15 protein-coding genes are annotated in these 21499 nt (G+C 61.1%); 7 read left to right on the forward strand and 8 right to left on the reverse strand.

Annotation, left to right across the window (positions count from 1 at the left end):
• Positions 1-49 precede the first annotated feature (49 nt).
• Positions 50-1396: a putative porin gene (locus AC07SI_RS18655; protein WP_065909643.1), complete on the forward strand. Its 1347-nt coding sequence runs from the start codon at positions 50-52 to the stop codon at positions 1394-1396.
• A gap of 107 nt (positions 1397-1503) precedes the next feature.
• Here AC07SI_RS18655 and AC07SI_RS18660 read toward each other — a convergent pair whose 3' ends face one another.
• The 6 genes from AC07SI_RS18660 to aceK form a co-directional block, all read right to left on the reverse strand.
• Positions 1504-1749 carry a zf-HC2 domain-containing protein gene (locus tag AC07SI_RS18660; protein WP_201145684.1) on the reverse strand — a complete coding sequence of 82 codons (246 nt, stop codon included), beginning with the start codon at positions 1747-1749 and terminating at the stop codon, positions 1504-1506.
• A complete protein-coding gene (locus AC07SI_RS18665) occupies positions 1743-2357 on the reverse strand; it encodes an RNA polymerase sigma factor (RefSeq protein ID WP_065909639.1) in 615 nt (204 codons plus the stop codon). Before AC07SI_RS18665 ends, AC07SI_RS18660 begins: the two co-directional genes overlap by 7 nt.
• Positions 2358-2516: 159 nt before the next feature.
• Positions 2517-3638 carry a beta-ketoacyl-ACP synthase III gene (locus AC07SI_RS18670; RefSeq protein WP_065909636.1) on the reverse strand — a complete coding sequence of 374 codons (1122 nt, stop codon included), beginning with the start codon at positions 3636-3638 and terminating at the stop codon, positions 2517-2519.
• A 602-nt stretch (positions 3639-4240) separates the two neighbouring features.
• Positions 4241-8152: an ATP-dependent RNA helicase HrpA gene (gene hrpA, locus AC07SI_RS18675; RefSeq protein ID WP_495006246.1), complete on the reverse strand. Its 3912-nt coding sequence runs from the start codon at positions 8150-8152 to the stop codon at positions 4241-4243.
• Positions 8153-9412: 1260 nt separating this feature from the next.
• Entirely contained in the window at positions 9413-9898 is a 486-nt protein-coding gene (locus AC07SI_RS18680) for a hypothetical protein (protein WP_495006247.1), read from the reverse strand.
• Positions 9899-10113: 215 nt separating this feature from the next.
• Complete coding sequence (aceK, locus tag AC07SI_RS18685; RefSeq protein WP_495006248.1) at positions 10114-11847, reverse strand: bifunctional isocitrate dehydrogenase kinase/phosphatase; 1734 nt, start codon at positions 11845-11847, stop codon at positions 10114-10116.
• 407 nt (positions 11848-12254) lie between these two features.
• On the opposite strand from aceK, the gene AC07SI_RS18690 reads away from it, so the two are divergent.
• On the forward strand, positions 12255-13865 hold the full coding sequence (locus tag AC07SI_RS18690) for a methyl-accepting chemotaxis protein (protein ID WP_495006272.1): 1611 nt from the start codon (positions 12255-12257) through the stop codon (positions 13863-13865).
• A gap of 64 nt (positions 13866-13929) precedes the next feature.
• Entirely contained in the window at positions 13930-14817 is an 888-nt protein-coding gene (locus AC07SI_RS18695) for a DMT family transporter (protein ID WP_065909626.1), read from the forward strand.
• Between the two features lie 66 nt (positions 14818-14883).
• Here the strand turns inward: AC07SI_RS18695 and AC07SI_RS18700 are convergent, their stop codons facing one another.
• A complete protein-coding gene (locus AC07SI_RS18700; protein WP_106802988.1) occupies positions 14884-15744 on the reverse strand; it encodes a DMT family transporter in 861 nt (286 codons plus the stop codon).
• A 421-nt stretch (positions 15745-16165) separates the two neighbouring features.
• Between AC07SI_RS18700 and AC07SI_RS18705 the strand changes: the two genes are divergently transcribed.
• Both AC07SI_RS18705 and AC07SI_RS18710 read left to right on the forward strand, forming a co-directional pair.
• A complete protein-coding gene (locus AC07SI_RS18705) occupies positions 16166-16957 on the forward strand; it encodes a CPBP family intramembrane glutamic endopeptidase (protein WP_065909622.1) in 792 nt (263 codons plus the stop codon).
• A 73-nt stretch (positions 16958-17030) separates the two neighbouring features.
• Positions 17031-18596 (forward strand): methyl-accepting chemotaxis protein, encoded by a 1566-nt coding sequence (locus tag AC07SI_RS18710; protein WP_065909619.1) that lies wholly within the window; start codon positions 17031-17033, stop codon positions 18594-18596.
• A gap of 84 nt (positions 18597-18680) precedes the next feature.
• Here the strand turns inward: AC07SI_RS18710 and AC07SI_RS18715 are convergent, their stop codons facing one another.
• The gene (locus tag AC07SI_RS18715) at positions 18681-19373 is read right to left on the reverse strand and encodes an alpha/beta family hydrolase (RefSeq protein ID WP_495006249.1); all 693 of its coding nucleotides are present in this window, start codon (positions 19371-19373) and stop codon (positions 18681-18683) included.
• A gap of 79 nt (positions 19374-19452) precedes the next feature.
• Between AC07SI_RS18715 and ccoN the strand changes: the two genes are divergently transcribed.
• Together ccoN and ccoO are read left to right on the forward strand one after the other, a co-directional pair.
• Positions 19453-20877, forward strand: a complete 1425-nt coding sequence (gene ccoN, locus AC07SI_RS18720) for a cytochrome-c oxidase, cbb3-type subunit I (RefSeq protein WP_065909616.1) — start codon at positions 19453-19455, stop codon at positions 20875-20877.
• Positions 20878-20887: 10 nt separating this feature from the next.
• A complete protein-coding gene (gene ccoO, locus AC07SI_RS18725) occupies positions 20888-21496 on the forward strand; it encodes a cytochrome-c oxidase, cbb3-type subunit II (RefSeq protein ID WP_065909614.1) in 609 nt (202 codons plus the stop codon).
• Positions 21497-21499: the final 3 nt, after the last annotated feature.

A 21499-nucleotide genomic window follows, 5' to 3' on the forward strand; every position in this document is an offset into this window, starting at 1 on the left:
GGTTGTGTCCTGGATGGTTTGCCATCCCTCCTCACTTTCGGAGATTGATATGCGTCTTGCTTCCACTAAAACTGCGGCGGTCCTGTGCGGCGGCCTGTTACTGGCCCTGAGCGTTCCGGCCAGCGCTGCAGTCGACGCTAAATTGCTCGACATGCTCAAGGCCAATGGCCAGATCACTGCGGCGCAGTACACCGAGCTGCAAGCGGAACTGGCCAAGGATCAGAAAGAAAAGCAGATCGCACAGCAAGCTCAACAAGAGACCAACGAACAGATCGCGGCCACCGCGAAAAAAACCAACGACCTCAGCGTGTTCGACCAGAAGTTGGCCTGGGCCGCGAAGACCCAGCTCAAGGGTGATGTGCGTTTCCGCCAGGAAACCGTCAAGATCGACGGCACCCCCAACAACGGTGGCAAGGACAAGGATCGCCAGCGCATCCGTGCCCGACTGGGCGCCTATACCGAAATCAACTCGCAGGTCGACACCGGTATCCGTATCGCCACCGGCAACAGCGAAGACGCGCGCTCCACCAACCAGGACCTGGACAGCTACTTCAACAAGAAGTCGCTGTGGCTGGACCTCGGCTACATCGACTATCACCCGGACCAGATCAAGAACCTGCACGTGATTGGCGGCAAGATGCTGCAACCCTGGGTCAGCATGGGCGATGTGATCTGGGACAGCGATGTCAACCCGGAAGGCCTGGCGGTGACCTACAAATACCCATTGGGCACCAGCGCCGAGCTGTTCGGCAGCCTGGGTAACTACACCCTCAAGGACAACGTCAACGGCGAAGGCGTGCAATTTCGCAATGACCTGCGCATGACGGCCGGCCAGTTGGGCTCGCGTTTCTCCCTCACCGACAACCTGAAAGTCACCCTGGGTGGCAGCGTCTACGCCTTTCAGAACGACCAGGACAGCCGCTGCCCCACCGCTGGCTCGACTCAATGCCTGACGCCGGCCGAAACCATTGCCAACACCGCAGCCGGCAATGCCAGCGAATACCGTTTGTATGAAGGCTTCAGCCAAGTCGATATCGGCGGCCTGGCCGTACCGTTGTCGTTCTACGGTCAATACGTGAAGAACAACGAAGCCACTCAAAAAGATCAGGACACTGCCTGGTTGCTGGGTGCCAAGTCCAAGGTGTTCGGCTTCAACCTGGACTACAACTACCGCGACGTACAGCGCTACGCAGTGGTTGGCGCCTTCACCGACTCCGACTTCGCCGGCGGCTTCACCGGTGCGCGCGGTCACAAGTTCAAGGTCGGCTACGACATCGACAAGAACTTCGCCATCGGCGCCACGTACTTCCTGACCAAGGCCGATTACGCCAGCGCCCCGGGCTACCGCGACGCGAACGCCAACACCCTGCAGCTGGATGCAGAAGCCAAGTTCTAAGTGCCAGCGTTGAACGCCTTGGGCCAGGACGGCCCGAGGTGGTTGTAACAGTCTTGCGTGGGCGGGGAGATCCCCATCATCCGTTCGCCCCACCCACGCGAGCCTGCCTATTCCTCGCCTTTCTGATCCTTGAGTCGCTCGTCAGCCAGGCGCTGCGCCAAGGCATCCACATCCTTTACCGGCGCTTGCGGCATGATCTTCAGCGTCGCCTGCATCAGGCGCATCTGACGGATGAACCGTCGGCAGTTCGGGCAGAACATCAAGTGATGACGCACCAGCAGACGCTCGCGAAAGGTCAATTGCCCATCGAGATAGTCACTGGACCGCGCCACTTGCTCTTTACAGGTCAACATTCGCCCGTTTCCTCAAAATGCTCCACCGTGGCGAAGACTTTAAGCCGTGCTCGATGCAACAGCACACGGACATTGGAGAGCGAGAGTGTCAGAAGATTACAGATCTCTTCCAACTCCAGGCCCTGGCGTTCGCGCAATACCAGCACGCTGCTTTGCAAATCAGACAGGTTCAGCAACGTATGCTCCAGGCACTTGCGCAGTTCATCCTCGGTCAGCAAGGCTTCGGGGGTGTCCTGGTGCCAGGCGTAGGGCGCGACAGCCCAGTGGCCATCATCGGGGGTAAAACGATCGTCGCCAATGGTGCCATGGGGCGAAGGCAGATCGTCGAGCAGCACTTCCCGGCGATTCTGCTTATAGCGACCCTTGGCGGCGTTGGCCGTGATGGTCAGCAGCCAGGTCTTGAGGCTGGAGCGCCCCTCGAACCGGGCCAGGTTGCGTACCACCGACAGCCAGGCGTCCTGCACCACCTCATCGGCATGGCGCTGCCCGACAATGGCATAGGCCACCGCGCGCATCGCGCTTTGATAGGTGGTGACCAATTCCTTGTAGGCCCGCTGCTCACCCTTGAGCAAACGTTCAAGCAGGTGCGCGTCGTCCGCTGCTGCCATGTCTACCTCGATTCCACTGTGCAAGCCCGCTAATGCAGCAACCAGGCCCTGGTAGGAGTTGGCTTGCCAGCGTTGCAGGCACCTGGGTGATTCAGTCGCACCGCGCTGATGCGATCGCTGGCAAGCCGTCGCCTACAGGGACGGCGTTACCCCGGTAGATCAGCGCTTGCGCAGGATCACGCTACCGATCGAATAGCCTGCGCCAAACGAACTGAGTACCGCGACAGCGCCCTTGGGCAGGTCGTCCTGGTAGGTGTGGAACGCAATCACCGAGCCGGCCGAGCTGGTGTTGGCGTAAGTATCGAGGATCACCGGCGCTTCTTCCACCGAGGCTTCGCGGCCCAGCAGTTTCTTCACAATCAGGTGGTTCATGCTCAGGTTGGCCTGGTGCAGCCAGAAGCGCTTCACGTCTGCCACGTTCAACTGGTTTTCTTCCAGGTGCACACCGATCAGCTCGGCGACCATCGGGCAGACATCGCGGAACACTTTGCGGCCTTCCTGCACGAACAGCTTGTCGGGCGCGCCGATGCCCTCTTCCGCCGCGCGGTTGAGGAAGCCGAAGTTGTTGCGGATGTTGTTCGAGAACTTGGTCAGCAGCTTGGTGCTGACCACGTCGAACTGGTGCTCGGAGGTGGCCAGGTCGGCACGCTCGAGGATCACCGCGGTGGCGGCGTCGCCGAAGATGAAGTGGCTGTCGCGGTCACGGAAGTTCAGGTGGCCGGTGCAGACCTCCGGGTTGACCATCAGGATCGCCCGCGCCTGGCCCAGCTGAATGCTGTTGGCGGCGTTCTGGATGCCAAAGGTCGCCGAGGAACACGCCACGTTCATGTCGAAACCGAACCCTTCGATGCCCAGGGCTTCCTGGACTTCGATGGCAATGGCCGGATAGGCGCGCTGCAGGTTGGAGCAGGCGACGATCACGCCGTCGATGTCGGCGGCGGTCTTGCCGGCGCGCTGCAGGGCCTGTTCGGCAGCGCCGACGGCCATCTGGCAAAGCACCGACCACTCGTCATTGCTGCGCTCGGGCAGACGCGGGGCCATGCGCTGCGGGTCGAGAATGCCGTCCTTGTCCATGACAAAGCGGCTCTTGATGCCCGAGGCTTTTTCGATAAAGGCGGCGCTGGATTCGGTCAGCGGCTGAACGTCACCACGCTCGATGGCGGCGGCGTTGTCGGCGTTGAACTGCTGCACGTAGGTATTGAAAGACTGCACCAGCTCTTCGTTGGAGATGCTGTTGGCCGGGGTATACAGGCCAGTGCCGCTGATGACGACGTTATGCACGGTCGTTCCTCTAAATCTGTCAGGCAGAAGATATTGGTACCGTCGTACCAAACTGTAAGTCGTTCGATTCCGTCCAGCGGCATCAAACTGGCAACGCTTTATTCCATCGCGCCGTGGCTGTACGCCAGCCCATCCCGACGATCCCGGCATTTATAACCGCGAAGTTTGCCACAAACCCTGGGATTTGGCGCCATGTGCCCGATAAACCCGCTGTGCAGTGGTGTTGGCCCTGTGGCAAGCAGGCTTGTTGTGGTGAGCGGCCTTGTTGTGGCTGGCGAGCCTGTGGTGGCAAGCAGACTTTTTGTGGTGAGCAGGCTTGTTGTGGCGAGCAGGCTTGCCCTGCGTTGGGCTACGCAGCAGCCCCAGTCCAACCTCCTCGGTCTGCCAGATAGATCCGGTGAGCTGGTTTTAGGGCTGCTTCGCAGCCCAACGCAGGACAAGCCTGCTCACCACGAAAAGCCCGCCAGCCACAACAGGCCTGCTCACCACACAGGGCTGCTCACCCCAACAAGCCTGCTCACCACAAAAAGGCCACTCACCACCAAGAAAACCCATCTGCCACGACAAGCCCGCCAGCCTTAGCAAGCCCGCTCACCACAATTTCAAGCCTCGACCAGGCTCCATTGCTTGCTCAGGCGCTTGTCGGAAATCGGCACTTTGGTGCCGAGCTGCTGGGCAAACAACGACACCCGATACTCCTCCAGCCACCAGCGATAGAGCTCCAGCTGCGGGTCGCGCTTGCCTTCCTGGGTGTGTTTGTTCAGGCGGTTCTGGTATTGCGCCCACAGGCCGCTCAGTTCGGTGCTCCACACCCGATCCTTTTGCACCTGGCTCGGCAGTTTCTCCAGACGCAATTCGATGGCCTTGAGGAATCGCGGCAGCTCCTTGAACCACTGCGCCGGGGTTTCGCGCACAAAACCGGGATACACCAGGTTACTCAATTGTTGCTTGATGTCGTTGAGGGCCACCGCCTGGGCCAGGTCGATCTTGCCCTTGAAGCGCTTTTGCAGGCCGTGCCAGAGTTTCAACACCTCCAGGGTCAAGCGTGCCAGGCGTTCGGCATGTTCGGTCCAAGTGCCACGCTTGCGTTCGGCCAACGCGGCGAGGCCGGCGCCGTCACGCGGCAAGCTGGCTTCGCCTTCCAGCACGCAGCTGTCGAGGCTGGCCAGCAGGATGTCTTCGACCAGCGCGTCGATGCGCCCCAGTTCGCGGTACATCAGGCCCAATTCAGTGAGGCCGGGCAATTTGCCGCGCAGGAATTTCGCCGGTTCCGCCAGTTGCTGCATCAGCAGGCGCTGCAACGCGCGGCGATGCTGGAACTCGGCTTCGGCAGCGGTGGAGAAACGCCCTTCCTTGACCGTGCCGTTTTCCTCCACGAGCGCCGGGTAGACGGTCATCGACAGGCCGGCGATGTTCTGCTGGGTCTTCTCGGCCACCGCGGCGAACACCTTGGCCTCCACCGGCTGCTGGCTCTTCGCCGTCTGCGGTACCGCCAAGGCCGCTTGGCTGGCTTGCGCAAAACGTGCCGTCAGCTCCGCCAGGTCGCGGCCTTCGCCGAGGAACTTGCCCTCGCCATCGACCACTTCCAGGTTCATCTTCAGGTGGCTGTCCACCTGCTGCGCGGCCTCGGCCCAGGCTTCATCGCTGACCCGTGCGCCGGTCATGCGCAGCAGTTCCCGGCCCAGGGCCTGGGGCAGCGAGCCCTGGCCGAATTCAATGCGCTGCAACGCCGCCTTGACGAAATCCGGCACCGGTACGAAGTTCTTGCGCAACGCCTTCGGCAAGTTGCGCACCAGGGCGATACATTTGGCTTCGATCACCCCGGGCACCAGCCATTCCAGGCGCTCCGGCGGCAACGCCGGCAGCAGCGGTGCGGGGACGCGCAGGGTTACGCCGTCGCGTGGATGATTGGGCTCGAAGTGGTAACTCAAGGCCAGCGCCAGGTCGCCCAGGTGCAGGGTGTCCGGATAATGCGCGGCGGTGACCTCGCTGGCCTCGCGGGCCAGCACGTCTTCTTCGCGCATGATCAGCAGTTGCGGGTCTTTCTGGCTGTTGACCTTGTACCAGCTGTCGAACGTGGCGGTCTGGTGGATCTCCGCCGGCAGGCGCGCATCGTAGAAGGCGTACAGGGTTTCTTCGTCGGCGAGGATGTCCCGCCGACGCGCCTTGGCCTCCAGCTCATCAAGCTGTTCAAGCAGTTGCTGATTGGCCGTGAGGCACTTGGCCCGCGACTGAATTTCGCCACGCACCAGGCCTTCGCGGATAAACAGCTCGCGCGACACCACCGGGTCAATCGGCCCGTAATGCACCGGACGACGCCCGACCACGATCAGCCCGAACAGGGTGATCTGTTCAAAGGCGACGACCTGGCCGCGCTTCTTTTCCCAATGCGGTTCGAAGTGGTTTTTCTTGATCAGGTGCCCGGCCAGCGGCTCGATCCAGTCGGCATCGATCTTCGCCACCATGCGCGCGTAGAGCTTGGTGGTTTCCACCAGTTCGGCGGTCATCAGCCATTGCGGGCGCTTCTTGCCGATGCCCGAGGACGGGTGAATCCAGAAGCGTCGCTGGCGTGCACCAAGGTAATCGCCCTCTTCAGTCTTCTGGCCGATCTGGCTGAGCAGGCCGGACAGCACCGCCTTGTGCAGTTTCGGGAAGTCCGCCGGCTCTTTATTGACGGTCAGCTGCATGTCGCGGCAGATCAGGCTCAACTGGCGGTGGGAATCACGCCACTCGCGCAGGCGCAGATAATTCAGGAAGTTCTTGCGGCACCAGTTGCGCAGCGGGCTGGCGGTCAATGCCTGGCGCTGCTCTTCAAAGCCGCGCCACAGATTGACCAACCCAGCGAAGTCCGAGTCGGCGTCTTTCCACTGGGCGTGCGCCTGGTCGGCGGCTTGCTGGCGTTCCGGCGGACGCTCGCGCGGGTCCTGGATCGACATGGCGCTGGCGACAATCAACACTTCCTGCAGGCTGCCGAGCTTGGCCGCTTCCAGCAGCATGCGGCCCATGCGCGGGTCCACCGGCAGGCGCGCCAGTTGGCGGCCCAGCGGCGTCAACTGGCTGTTGCGGTCTACCGCCGAGAGTTCTTGCAGCAAATTGAAACCGTCGCTGATGGCCTTGCCATCCGGCGGTTCGATAAACGGGAAATCGGTGATTTCGCCCAGGCGCAGGTGCAGCATCTGCAGGATCACAGCGGCGAGGTTGGTACGCAGGATCTCCGGGTCGGTGAATTCCGGACGGGCGATAAAATCCTCTTCGCTGTACAAGCGCACGCAGATGCCCGGCTCAACCCGCCCGCATCGGCCCTTACGCTGGTTGGCACTGGCCTGGGAAATCGCCTCGATCGGCAGGCGCTGCACTTTGGCGCGGTAGCTGTAGCGGCTGATGCGCGCGGTGCCGCTGTCGATGACATAGCGGATGCCCGGCACGGTCAGCGAGGTTTCGGCGACGTTGGTCGCCAGTACCACGCGCCGCCCAGGGTGGGACTGGAAAATCCGCTGCTGTTCGGCCGGCGACAGCCGCGCGTACAACGGCAAAATTTCGGTGTGCTTGAGCTGGGCCTTGCGCAGCATCTCGGCAGCGTCACGGATCTCGCGCTCGCCGGGCAAAAACACCAACACGTCGCCGGGGCCGCGGCGCTCGCTGCGCTCATAGGCGGCAATTTCATCGAGGGTGGCGAGGATCGCCTGGTCAACCGTCAAGTCGTCCTCGACGCGGTTGCCCTCCTCGTCCTGCTCCAGGGTCAGCGGGCGGTACCAGGTATCGACCGGGAAGGTGCGGCCCGACACTTCGACAATCGGCGCATCGTCGAAATGTTTGGAGAAACGCTCCAGGTCGATGGTCGCCGACGTGATGATGACTTTCAGGTCGGGGCGACGCGGCAGCAGGGTTTTCAGGTAACCCAGCAGGAAGTCGATATTGAGGCTGCGTTCGTGGGCTTCGTCGACGATGATCGTGTCGTAGCGTTCCAGATACCGGTCGTTCTGGGTTTCGGCGAGCAGGATGCCATCGGTCATCAGCTTGATCAGGGTGTTGGAATCGCTCTGGTCTTCAAAGCGCACCTGATAACCGACCAGCGCGCCCAACGGCGTCGCCAACTCTTCGGCAACCCGGCTGGCAACGCTGCGCGCAGCAATCCGGCGCGGCTGGGTGTGGCCGATCAGGCCGTACTGGCCGCGGCCGATTTCCAGGCAGATCTTCGGCAACTGGGTGGTTTTACCCGAGCCGGTTTCACCGGCAATGATCAGCACCTGATGCTTGTTCAGCGCATCCTTGATCTCGTCACGCTTGGCCGCAATCGGCAGGCTGTCGTCGTAACGAATCACCGGCAGGCTGGCGCGCCGCGCCGTCACCTGGGCACAGGACGCCTGCATGCGCGTCACCCACTGCGCCAACTTCTCCTCGTCGGGTTTCTTGCGCAGCTCGAGCAACTGCCGCCGCAAGCGGTGGCGGTCGGCGAGCATGGCGTGATCGAGGTTTTTCAGCAGTTGGTCGATAGCGGGCGCTTGGTCAGTCATCAGGGCGGCAAGGGTCTTTTGGGTGAGGCAGGTGAGGCCTGCGCAGCATTAATCAATGGTATGGAGGGGATTGTCGCAGATTTCGCCACGGCAGGAGACGCTCCATCACTTTGCAATGGTCCCTTTCCCGCCACCAGTAACGACTTTTACTACAAGGCTTTGAGCGCCCTTCACACTGTTAAAAAGAGAAAGTCCGATTTGATGGGTGAGATACGCAGGCTTCAATGAATCGCCGGAAACCTCAAGCAAATCAAAATATTCCCTATTCAAAACGGAGCTTAATATGCCAATCGATTCTGTCACGCCGCGCCTGCCGAGTTACCAGGAATCTATCGATGCCCAACCACGCTCGGCAAAAACCCAGCCACCGCCAAGCTATGAATTCCCTCCGGCCTATACCGAAAAGCCGTCATCAACATCCGCCAGCCGCCAAGCCTCATCGGAGCGCCCAACAAACCTGACGGCGAATCGAATCTCGGAGTTCCACTCTAGAAGCCAGGCCAATCGGGGAATGAACTTCATGAGCAGTCTATGACGCGCAAAAATCAGGAAGTCGCCTGATTGAATGTTGCGCCGAACACAAGGGGGCGGGCCAATTACAGCATGTGATGTTTGAAGTCACGACTCTTGCTCCCTTGACGGCAGGCTGACGCGTCACTCACGCGCCAGCTTCAGTCATCGCCCACGGCGACATTTACTACAACACTGAGTGGATCATTCTGTGTTTTCAACAGCAGAAGTCCGATGGGATGGAGGGCATAGGAAAGGTTAAATGAGACTTCCAGACAACAACTTCCATTTTTAACATGAACCGGAGCTTCCATGCTGATCCCGCCGACCACTACGCGCCCAGATAACCCGCCCTCTTACGCTGTAGTAATGAGCCCTGAGAGCCCGCCGCCCTACGAACATCTTCCCAGCTATGCGCAAGCAACAGGCATTCAGTCTTCGCCCCGTAATAGCCATGATCCATCCGCGCCGGCCACCAACCTGACGGCAAATCGAATCGCAAACAGCGTTACGAACGGACTGATGAGCCTCTTGTCTCGCGTTTAAAATGAAAGCTCACGATTAAGCCCACTTGGTAAATTACGCTACTTTCTGGTTTCACATTACCTAGAACTATTGGCATCCAGTGCCTGGGTGCCAATAGTGCATAATCTACTGGAACACGGACACAACCTTGCACTACCGGCACTCCTTCTTAGAGCACCAGCAGCCAAGGCCTTCAACACTTGCAATTACGCTAGAGCAAACGCCTCACTTTGGCAAAAAGGATATATCTTTATTGGTATTAAGCAATATATCGCTCCAGTTGCTCAGGCGGTTCCTGTTTTGTTCGCTGGGGTTATGAAGTTGGCCATGGGCAGACTCTTTATGCAGATCCTGCATTGACCCCTTATAGTGTTCTTGATTTGCCTTGAGCGCGTTGTTGATCCGAAATTTTTGCGTCGGATCAGTGGTTGTTTCGCTGCGGTCAAGCAATGCTATTCTTCGCTCCAACAAGCCCGCAGGCCTATCAAGTGATTGCCTGTCGACGGCGGTTTGTGGAAAAACCTTGGGAAGGCTATCGAGAGTGTTAAGCACTTTCTGTGCCTTCTCACGTTCCTGGTGTCGAGGTGAAGCGCTGGGTGCCCCCCAGGAACTCTCCGACGGTTTTACCGGCGCCATACTTTGGGTTTTATTAGAAAAAGAATGCTCACCATAAGTGGCCACACGATGGGGTGAAAAACGATCTATAGGCATAAACACCTCCGCCCGCTGAGATTAATAATTGACTGACAGCAACTAAATTTAGTTGTGAAACCTATGAGAGGCCATCGGACTTATCTCAATAGACCGTACTACCTTTTACGCGGCGGTGATAAAATCGCTTATCAGAACATTCACACCGCGCCGGTTAAAAACCTTGTTCAAAACCCACCCCACCACATAAAACATCTGACCGCACAGCTGATTACTCAAACAATGACCTGTGCGTCATGACTCTCTTTACGCCGATACGGAAACACATCAATCACCTTCCCCGCGCGAATCGCGTCCTGCAAACCCTTCCAGTAATCGGCGTTGTACAACTCGCCATGCAGTTCATTGAACAACTTGCGCTGGCCCGCATCGGCGAACAGGAACGGCGGAAATTCTTCCGGGAACACGTCCAGCGGGCCGATGGAGTACCAGGGTTCAGAGGCCATTTCGTCCTCGGGCGTGCGCGGCGCAGGAATATGGCGGAAGTTGGCTTCGGTGAGAAAGCAGATCTCGTCGTAGTCGTAGAACACCACGCGGCCGTGGCGGGTGACGCCGAAGTTCTTCAGCAGCATATCGCCGGGGAAGATATTCGCCGCCGCCAGTTGCTTGATCGCCAGGCCGTAGTCTTCCAGGGCTTCGCGCACCTGGGCGTCGTTGGCGTTGTCGAGATAAAGATTGAGCGGGGTCATGCGCCGTTCGGTCCAGCAGTGGCGAATCAGCACGGTGTCGCCTTCGACTTCGACGGTGCCGGCGGCGACTTCGAGCAGCTCGGCCAGGCATTCCGGCTCGAATTTGCTCAAGGGGAAGCGGAAGTCGGCGAATTCCTGGGTGTCGGCCATGCGCCCGACGCGGTCGACGCTTTTGACCAGGCGGTACTTCTCGATCACCGTGGCGCGGTTGACATTTTTCGACGGCGAAAAGCGGTCCTTGATGATCTTGAACACGGTGTTGAAACCGGGCAGCGTAAACACGCTCATGACCATGCCACGCACGCCGGGGGCCATGATAAAGCGGTCGTCGGTGGTCGCCAGGTGGTTGATCAGCGCGCGGTAGAACTCGGATTTGCCGTGCTTGTAGAAGCCGATGGAGGTGTACAGCTCGGCAATGTGCTTGCCCGGCAGGATGCGCTTGAGAAAACCGATGAATTCCGCCGGCACCGGCACGTCGACCATGAAGTAGGAACGGGTAAACGAAAAGATGATCGACACATCGGCTTCGTCGGTAATCAGTGCATCAATCTGGATGCCCTGCCCTTCACGGTGCAGCAGCGGGATCACCAACGGCCACTGTTCGTCGCGGGTGTAGATACGTCCTACAAGGTAGGCGCCCTTGTTGCGGTAGAGCACCGAGGAAAACAGCTCGACGTTGAGGTCCGGGTCCTTGCATACCCAGTCCGGCAGGTTTTCGCGCAGCTGCACTTCGAGGCGGCGCAGGTCGGCGGCGAGGTCCGCGTAGGGTTCGCTGAAACGGTAATCGGCGAAGATCTGCGCCAGCATCTCGGCGATCTGGCCGCCCGGCGTATACGTGCGCGTCTGCGCCGCCCGTGCCCGGCGCAGGCTGGGCCGGGTGGTGTGGATAAACATGCAGCCATCGCTGATCAGGTCATGGCTGAAAAGGCCGCAGAAAATCGAGTTGTACCAGGTCTCGGACAGCTCATCGTCGAAACGCAGGTCGATCAGGCCGATGTAGGCACTTTTCACCAACGGCCACACCTCTATATCGAGCAACGCCGCGTCGGCAAAATTCGCCCGCAGGCGTGCGGTCACCTCGCCGACCTTCTCTTCATACAAGTTGATACGCGCCGCCGAGGCCGCCTGCCCCAATTGCCACTGGGCCTTTTCGAAACGCTCGCGGGCACCGTCGGTGATCTGGCGAAAGTGCTCACGGTAGTCGTCGAACCCTTCAAGGATCGTGCGGGCAATGGCGAGTGCGGGCGTGGTGAGCGACATGCGGGAAACCTCGAACGGGCATCGGGAAGCCCTGAGCTTAGCCAGTGTAGGGAGACAGGAGAAGGGCCACTTTCAGCGCCCTGTTGTACAACTTCGTTCACTTTGTACATTTATTTTCAATTTATTTATTTCGACTGTACGGTCAATAAACGCACCCAAAAGTCGCACGCCGTTTTCACCCCAGGCCTTCATCGACGTGGCCTGCCAGCGTGAACCAGGAAAATCGCGCGGCGCCTCGAGGGTACATCCCCCTAGCAATGCTTTGGATCCAACTAAGGGAAACCCTGATTACCACCTTGATGGCACTTTGATATATAGCGCGCCCTTTCCCACCCTAACAAGGTCCAAAGACCGATCCGGGATCAGGTTTTAATTGCCCAAGGAGCATTGAGATGTCATTGAGGAATATGAAAATCGGCCTGCGTGCCGGATTGAGCTTTGGGGTATTGGCCAGTCTGCTGGTGATTGTCGGCCTGTTTGGCCTGGGTCAGATGGCCAAGCTGCGCGAGAGCGCGCTGGTCATCGAAGACGCCTGGATGCCGAGCATCGAGAACGCTCACGACATCGCCGCCTACGTCGCCAACATTCGCCTGGAAGGCCTGCGCCTGGTCACCACCGACGAATCGCGGATACGCGACACCAGCCGGGCCTTGATCACGCGCAACACCAGTGAATTGCAAGCGCTGCTGGAGCGTCACGAAAGCCTGCTGAACAACGATGCAGAGCGTGAAATGCTCCAGCAGGCAAAAAGCAATGTGGCGACCTACCTGGGCACCGTCGGCCAGATGGTTGCCCTGGTCGACAAGGACCAGCAACAAGACGCCATCGATCTGCTGAACGTGCGCCTGGCGCCCCAGGGCATGGCCCTCAACCAGAACCTGGAAGACCTGATCGCGTTCAACCAGAAAGGTGTCGAAGCGGCAGCCGACGCGGCTGCCGAGACCTATTCGAGCGCGCAGTGGGTTGTCGGGCTGATCATCGTGGTCGCGCTGATTGCCACCTTGCTGCTGGCGTGGCTGCTGACCCGCAGCATCACCGCGCCGCTCGGACAGGCGTTGATCGTGGCGCGTACCATCGCCGGCGGCGACCTCAGCCAGCCGATCGTGGTGCACGGCCATGACGAGCCGGCGCAACTGTTGGGCGCCCTGGCGACCATGCAGGAACAGTTGCAAAGCACCATTCGTGGCATCAGCGAATCCGCCCAACAACTGGCTTCCGCCGCCGAAGAAATGAGCTCGGTGATGGAGCAGAGCACCCGTGGCCTGCAGGCACAGAACGACGAGATCGAACAGGCTGCGACGGCCGTGACCGAAATGAGTTCGGCAGTGGACGAGGTGGCCGGCAACGCAGTGTCCAGCGCCGAAGCCTCCAAGGCTTCCGATGAAGACAGCAAGCACGGCCACTACCAGATCAGCGAAACCATCAGTTCGATCCAGAACCTGGTGGATGAAGTGCTCGGCGCGTCGAACAAGGCCGAAGGCCTGGCCGTGCAGGCCCAGGACATCAGCAAAGTGCTGGAAGTGATTCGTGGCATCGCCGGGCAAACCAACCTGCTGGCGCTCAACGCCGCCATCGAAGCCGCCCGTGCGGGCGAGGCCGGGCGTGGTTTTGCGGTGGTCGCCGATGAAGTGCGCTCGCTGGCGCAGCGCACCCAGGACTCCACCGAAGAAATCGAGCAGATGATCACCGGCATCCAGCAAGGCACCCAGGACACCGTCGACGCACTCAACAGCAGTGCCGAACACGCCGGCCAGACGCTGCAGCGGGCCAACAGTGCCGGCAGCGCGCTGGAAAAAATCACCGCGGCGATCTCGCAGATCAGCGAGCGCAACCTGGTCATTGCCAGCGCCGCCGAGCAGCAGGCGCTGGTGGCGCGCGATGTGGACCGCAGCCTGGTGAACATTCGCGACCTGTCCACCCAGACCGCCGCCGGCGCCACGCAGACCTCGGCGGCCAGCCAGGAACTGTCGCGCCTGGCGGTGGACCTCAATGGCATGGTGACGCGGTTTATCCTTTAAACAGTGATTGTGCAGGGCCAAGTCACTGGGCACACTCGCGGCCTTGTTCGCGTAGGAGTTTTCCGTGAGACCTGTCGACACCCTGTATTTGCTCGGGCTCGCCGCCATCTGGGGCGCGAGCTTTCTGTTCATGCGCATCATCGCGCCGGAGATCGGCAGCGTGCCGACCGCGTTTTTCCGCGTGTCGATTGCCGCCGCCGGGTTGCTGGTCATCCTGGCGCTGATGCGGGTGAGCTGGGATTTCCAGGGCAAGTTCAAGACGGTCCTGCTGCTGGGGGTGATCAACTCCGGGATCCCGGCGACCATGTACTCGGTGGCGGCCCAGGTGCTGCCGGCGGGTTACTCGGCGATCTTCAATGCCACCACGCCGCTGATGGGCGTGCTGATTGGCGGGCTGTTCTTCAGCGAGCGCCTCACGCCTTCGAAAGTCGCCGGGGTATGCCTGGGCCTGCTGGGCGTGGGCGTGCTGACCCGCGCGGGGCCGGTGGCGTTCGACCTGGAGTTGTTGATGGGCGCGCTGGCCTGCCTGCTGGCGACGACCTGTTATGGGTTTGCCGGGTTCCTGGCACGGCGCTGGCTGGATCAGCGCGGTGGCCTGGATAGTCGCCTGTCGGCCCTGGGCAGCATGCTCGGCGCCACCCTGTTCCTGTTGCCGTTCTTTGCCTACAGCGCGATCAGCCAGCCGCCCGCCAGTTGGGGTGGGTGGCAGGTGTGGTTGTCGCTGCTGGGGTTGGGACTGGTGTGCACGGCACTTGCCTACATCCTCTATTTCCGCTTGCTGTCATCCATCGGGCCGGTCAAGTCGATGACCGTGACCTTCATGATTCCGCCATTCGGCGTGCTGTGGGGCGCGTTGCTGCTGGATGAGCCGCTGTCGATGGCGCACGTGTATGGCGGGGTGTTGATCGCGGGAGCGTTGTGGCTGGTCTTGCGGCCGAAAAAAATCCTGTAGGAACCCGGCTTGCCGACGATGGCGTTCATCGCCGGCAAGCCGGGCGCCTACAGGACGGGGGTGGTGTCAGGCCTTACGGAAGACGAACACCAGGCCGATGATGATCAATCCCATCCCCAGCAGGCTCAGCAGCGCGAGCCGGTTGCCGAAGATCAGGTAGTCCATCACCGCCGTCACCGCCGGCACCAGGTAGAACAGGCTGGTGACATTCACCAGGTTGCCGCGGGCGATCAGGCGGTACAGCAAAAGTGTCGCCAATAACGACACCACCACGCCCATCCACAGTACCGGCAGGTAAAAGCCGGCGCTGTGTTCAAAATGGAACGGCTGGAACGGCACAAACACCGAACACAGCAGCAAGCCCGCCAGGTACTGCACGGGCAGCGTGCCCAGTGGGTTGTCGGTGATGCGCTTTTGCATGATCGAGCCAAAGGTCATGCTCGCCAGGGCCAGCAGCCCGAACAGCATCCCGGCCAGGGACATGCCCGCCAGCCCGATGCCCTGGTAGACCACCATGATCAACCCCGCCAGGCCCAGCCCGAGGCCGAACAGCCGCCGCCAGGAACGCTGGCGCTCCATTAGCACCACCGTGAGGATCGGCTGCACGCCCATGATGGTGGCCATCATTCCGGGCGTGACTTTGAGGTCCAGGGCCAGCAGGTAGAAAATCTGGTACGCCCCCAACAACACCAGCCCGGTCGCCGCCGCGTACAGCATCGGCTTGCCGGGGCGCGGCAATTGCAACTTGAGGATCGGCACCAGGAACACCAGGCCCACCAGGGCGATGGCAAAACGGATGAGCAAAAACGCAAAGGGCGAAGCATGGGCCAGGCCCAGCTTGGAGAAGATCGCCCCACTGCTCCAGAGCAGGACGAACAGGCTCGTCGAGGCCGCCGCGGCCACGGATTGTTTCGAAATGACAGACATGGTTACCACCTGTAATCAGGCAAAAAAGCCAATTCAGCTGAAGCTGAAACTCAGTAGGTTTTTTTCAGGCAGGCAGAGGGGCACAGCGAATCGCTGATCAGCCCGAAATGCCAACACCCGGCGGTGATACGACTGCGTATACCGGCGTGCTACTGACAGGTGGGGGGTAGTGACTGATCTGCGCAGGCTGCTTGTCCTCGCACGGCACGACCGCAGCGTTGACCGCTGAATCGACTACCGCTATGCGCAAGGAAGCTGGCATGTGCTGATCTTTTTGAAGGGATAAAGACGCGCCGACTATACCCAGCCGGCGACAGGTATGGCAATGACTTGGCCAACGCGTTTTTGCCTGGCGCAGTTTTCACAGTGATGGCGTGGGGGCGTCGCTATAATGCGCCCGATTTTTTTCCAAGGATTTCCCATGCTCGCATTGCCCTGGCTGTACCTGGCGCTTCTTTCCATTGGCTATGTGATGGCCCTGGCCTACGGGCAACTCGGCGCGCTGGCGCTGGTGTCCGTGGCCCTGCTGCTGATCGCCGGGTACGCGGTACGCCAGCAGCGCACGCCGTGGGCCCGTTACCTCGGTCATGGTTTGTTTATCGTCCTCGCCGTGAGCCTGGCCATGCACTGGCTGCCGGGGTTCTACAACGGGCGCGGCATCGGCTCGCAGCAATTCACCCCCGACGCCGTGCCCTTCTCGATGTACCTGAACCAGGACAAACCGCTGATCGGCTTCTGGCTGCTGTTGGCCTGCCCGTGGATTGTGGCGCGGCGCAGCCTGCGCCTGTCGCTGTGTGTCACGGCCCTGGCCCTGACCCTCACGGCCATTGCTGCACTCGGTGGCGCCGCCTTGCTGGGGGTGATCAGTTGGGCGCCGAAATGGCCGGAACAGGCCTGGCTGTGGGTGCTCAACAACCTGCTGCTGGTGACCCTGGTGGAAGAGGCACTGTTTCGTGGCTACATCCAGGGCGGCCTGCGCCAGCGCTTCCAGCATCTGCCTTACGGCGAGAACCTGGCGCTGTTGCTGGCTTCACTGCTGTTCGGCCTGGTGCACCTGGGCGCGGGCTGGCACTGGGTGTTGCTGGCGAGCATTGCCGGGGTCGGATATGGCCTGGCCTATCGCTTCGGTGGCCTGGGTGCAGCGATTGCCACGCACTTTGGCTTGAACCTGCTTCACTTCGGGTTGTTTACATACCCGATGCTGGCGGGATGATTGTTGCAAAAATAAGTTAAATAAATGCCCGCCATGGCCGATACCCCCTGAAAGCCTTGCGGATTGAACAATCATGCGTAATAACCAACCCGTTACCCAGCGCGAACGTACCTTCCCCGCTCAGCAACGGTTGATCTCCACCACGGATGCCAAGGGTGTGATCACCTACTGTAACGACGCGTTTGTCGAGATCAGTGGGTTCACCCGCGAAGAGCTGCTTCGCGCGCCGCACAACCTGGTGCGTCACCCGGATGTACCGGCAGCGGTGTTCGCGCACATGTGGTCCACGCTCAAACAAGGCTTGCCATGGATGGGCATCGTCAAGAACCGCTGCAAGAGCGGCGATCACTACTGGGTCAACGCCTATGTGACGCCGGTCTTCGAAGGCAACCAGGTGGTCGGCTACGAATCGGTGCGCATCAAGCCCACCTCCGAGCAGATCCGCCGTGCCGAAGCGCTCTATCAACGTATCAACCAGGGCAAGTCGGCCATTCCCCAGCGCGACAAGTGGCTGCCGGTGCTGCAGGACTGGCTGCCGTTTATCCTGGTGAGCCAGTTGAGCTTCATGATCGGCGCCTCGCTCAACTCCCACTGGGGCTTCGCCTTGGCGGCCGGGCTGTCGGTGCCATTGGGCCTGCTGGGCCTGAGCTGGCAACAACGCGGCCTCAAGCGCCTGCTGCGCCTGGCCGAGCAGACCACGTCCGACCCGCTGATCGCGCAGATGTACACCGACAGCCGGGGTGCCCAGGCGCGCCTGGAAATGTCGATCCTCAGCCAGGAGGCGCGTCTGAAGACCTGCCTCACGCGCTTGCAGGATACGGCCGAGCACCTCAACGACCAGGCTGCACAGTCCAATACCCTGGCGCATAACAGCTCTTCCGGCCTGGAGCGCCAGCGCGTGGAAACCGAGCAGGTGGCAACGGCAGTCAACCAGATGGCCGCGACCACCCAGGAAGTCGCCAGCCACGTGCAGCGCACCGCCGATGCCACCCAGGAAGCCAATCGCCTGACCGGCCGCGGCCGCGATATCGCCGGCGAAACCCGCGAGGCGATACAGCGCCTGTCGGTGGCCGTGGGCGAGACCGGCGTGACCGTCACCCAACTGGCCAAGGACAGCGATGAAATCGGTGGCGTGGTCGACGTGATCAAAGGCATCGCCGACCAGACCAACCTGCTGGCGCTGAACGCCGCCATCGAAGCGGCCCGCGCCGGTGAGATGGGCCGTGGTTTTGCGGTCGTGGCGGATGAAGTCCGTCAGTTGGCGCAACGCACCGCCGAGTCCACCGGGCAGATCCATGCCCTGATCGCCAAGCTCCAGCAAACTGCCGCGGCCGCCGTGCAAACCATGGACGCCGGGCATCGCCAGGCCGAAGAAGGTGTGGCACGGGTGATGGAAGCGGACCAGGCGCTGGTCGGCATCAGCGAAGCCGTGGCGCACATCACCGACATGACCACCCAGATCGCCGCCGCGACCGAAGAGCAAAGCTCGGTGGCCGAAGAGATCAGCCGCAATATCAGCACCATTGCGCTGCTGGCGGACCAGACCTCGGAGCAGGCGTTGAACTCGGCGCAGTTGAGTGAAGAGCTGACGCATACCGCCAATACCCAGTACTCGCTGGTAGAGCGGTTTAACCGATAGATCGCTATCGCAGGCAAGCCAGCTCCCACATTCGACGGTGTTCACACATCAAAATGTGGGAGCTGGCTTGCCTGCGATGAGGCCCTAAAGGCCAGCAAGAAAGCTTGAGACCTTCACCGCCGCTGCCTCCAGATGCTGCTCATGACTGAACCCCGATGCCTTCAACGGCTTCAAATCATGATCCCCCGCCACCAGCCACATCACCTCGATGCTCGGCGACAAGCCATACCCCTCCACCGCCGCCCGATTGCCCAACGCATCGCGCTCGCCCTGCACGATCAGGGTCGGCGTCTTCAGCCCGGCCAAGTGCTCGACCCGTGGCTTCTCTGGCTTGCCCACCGCATAAAACGGATAGCCCAGGCACACCAGCCCATCGGCGCCCAGTTCATCCGCGACTAAACTGGCCATCCGCCCGCCCATGGATTTGCCGCCAATCGCCAGTTTCCCAGCGACATGACGTCGCACCTCAGCATGCACCTCGCGCCACGCCTCCAGCAGTTTCGGCGCCGGGTTCGGCGGGCGTTTAACGCCGTCCACCCGGCGCTGGGCCATGTACGCAAATTCGAAGCGCAACACGTTCACGCCGTGCCCGGCAAGGCGTGCAGCCATGTCGTTCATGAACGATGAGTCCATCGGTGCGCCGGCGCCGTGGGCCAGGATCAACGTGACAGACGCCCCCGACGCCTCGCCCGCCGCGACATCCCACAGCCAGCCGCGTTCGCGCACACAGTGCGCCCATTGATCCCCGTCAATACTGGCCTTGTGCTCTTTGCCCATGCTTGCCTCGCTTTTTAGTCTGCCTATAACTCCAGCCCAAGTGCCGCATCTGCTTGGGTTGAACCGTGGATGGGGAACCATGAACACTACTTTAAGTACCGCCTATAACTACAAGGTGGTCCGCCAATTCGCCATTATGACGGTGGTGTGGGGCATCGTCGGCATGGGGCTCGGGGTTTTTCTCGCTGCCCAATTGGTTTGGCCTGCGCTCAACTTCGACCTGCCCTGGACCAGCTTCGGCCGCTTGCGCCCGCTGCACACCAACGCGGTGATCTTCGCCTTCGGCGGCTGTGCGCTGTTCGCCAGCTCCTTCTACTCGGTGCAACGCACCTGCCAGACGCAGCTGTTCGCGCCGAAAATCGCCGCGTTCTGCTTCTGGGGCTGGCAATTGGTGATCCTGCTGGCCGCGATCACCTTGCCGCTGGGCTACACCAGTTCCAAGGAATACGCCGAGCTGGAATGGCCGATCGACATCCTCATCACCATCGTCTGGGTGGCCTACGCCATCGTGTTTTTCGGCACGGTGATGAAGCGCAACACCAAGCACATCTACGTCGGCAACTGGTTCTTCGGTGCGTTCATCATCACCGTGGCCATCCTGCACATTGTCAACAACCTGGAAATCCCGGTCAGCCTGACCAAGTCCTACTCGCTGTACGGCGGTGCGACGGATGCCATGGTGCAGTGGTGGTACGGACACAACGCGGTAGGCTTTTTCCTCACTGCGGGCTTCCTGGGGATGATGTACTACTTCGTGCCCAAGCAGGCCGAGCGTCCGGTGTACTCCTATCGCCTGTCCATCGTGCACTTCTGGGCGCTGATCACCCTGTACATCTGGGCTGGCCCGCACCACCTGCACTACACCGCGCTGCCGGACTGGGCACAGTCGCTGGGCATGGTGATGTCGCTGGTCCTGCTGGCACCGAGCTGGGGCGGCATGATCAACGGCATGATGACCCTGTCGGGCGCCTGGCATAAGTTGCGCAGCGACCCGATCCTGCGCTTCCTGGTGGTCTCCCTGGCGTTCTACGGCATGTCGACCTTCGAAGGCCCGATGATGGCGATCAAGACCGTCAACGCCCTCTCCCACTACACCGACTGGACCATCGGCCACGTACACGCCGGCGCCCTCGGCTGGGTGGCGATGATCTCCATCGGCGCGCTGTACCACATGATCCCGAAAATCTTCGGTCGCGAGCAGATGTACAGCCTCGGCCTGATCAACGCGCACTTCTGGCTGGCCACCATCGGCACCGTGCTCTACATCGCCTCGATGTGGGTCAACGGCATCGCCCAGGGCCTGATGTGGCGTGCGGTCAACGAAGACGGCACCCTGACCTACTCCTTCGTCGAAACCCTGGTGGCCAGCCACCCTGGCTTCATCGTGCGGCTGGTAGGCGGTGCGGTGTTCCTCAGCGGCATGTTCCTGATGGCTTACAACACATGGCGCACCGTGCGCTCGGCGCAACCCGCCGAAGCCGCCACCACTGCGCAGCTGGCCTGAGGAGTCTGTGATGAAACACGAAACGATTGAAAAGAACGTCGGCCTGTTGATGCTGCTCATGGTGCTCGCCGTGAGCATCGGCGGCCTGACCCAGATCGTCCCGCTGTTCTTCCAGGACGTGACCAACAAGCCGGTCGAGGGCATGAAGCCCTATACCGCGCTGCAACTGGAAGGCCGCGACATCTACATTCGCGAAGGCTGCGTACAGTGCCACTCGCAGATGATCCGCCCGTTCCGCGCCGAGACCGAACGCTACGGCCACTACTCGGTCGCCGGCGAAAGCGTGTGGGACCACCCGTTCCTGTGGGGCTCCAAGCGCACCGGCCCGGACCTGGCGCGCGTCGGCGCACGCTACTCGGACGACTGGCACCGCGCGCACTTGTACAACCCGCGCAACGTGGTGCCCGAGTCGAAGATGCCGGCCTATCCGTGGCTGGTCACCGCTCCCGTCGACAGCAGCCACACCGAGACCAAGTTGAAAGTGATGCGCACCCTCGGCGTGCCGTACACCGACGACGACATCAGTGGTGCGGTCGCCAGCCTCAAGGGCAAGACCGAGATGGACGCCCTGGTGGCGTACCTGCAAGTGCTCGGCACCGCCATCAAGAGCAAGAGGTGAGCC

Source organism: Pseudomonas sp. GW821-FHT05D12, from assembly GCF_059419825.1.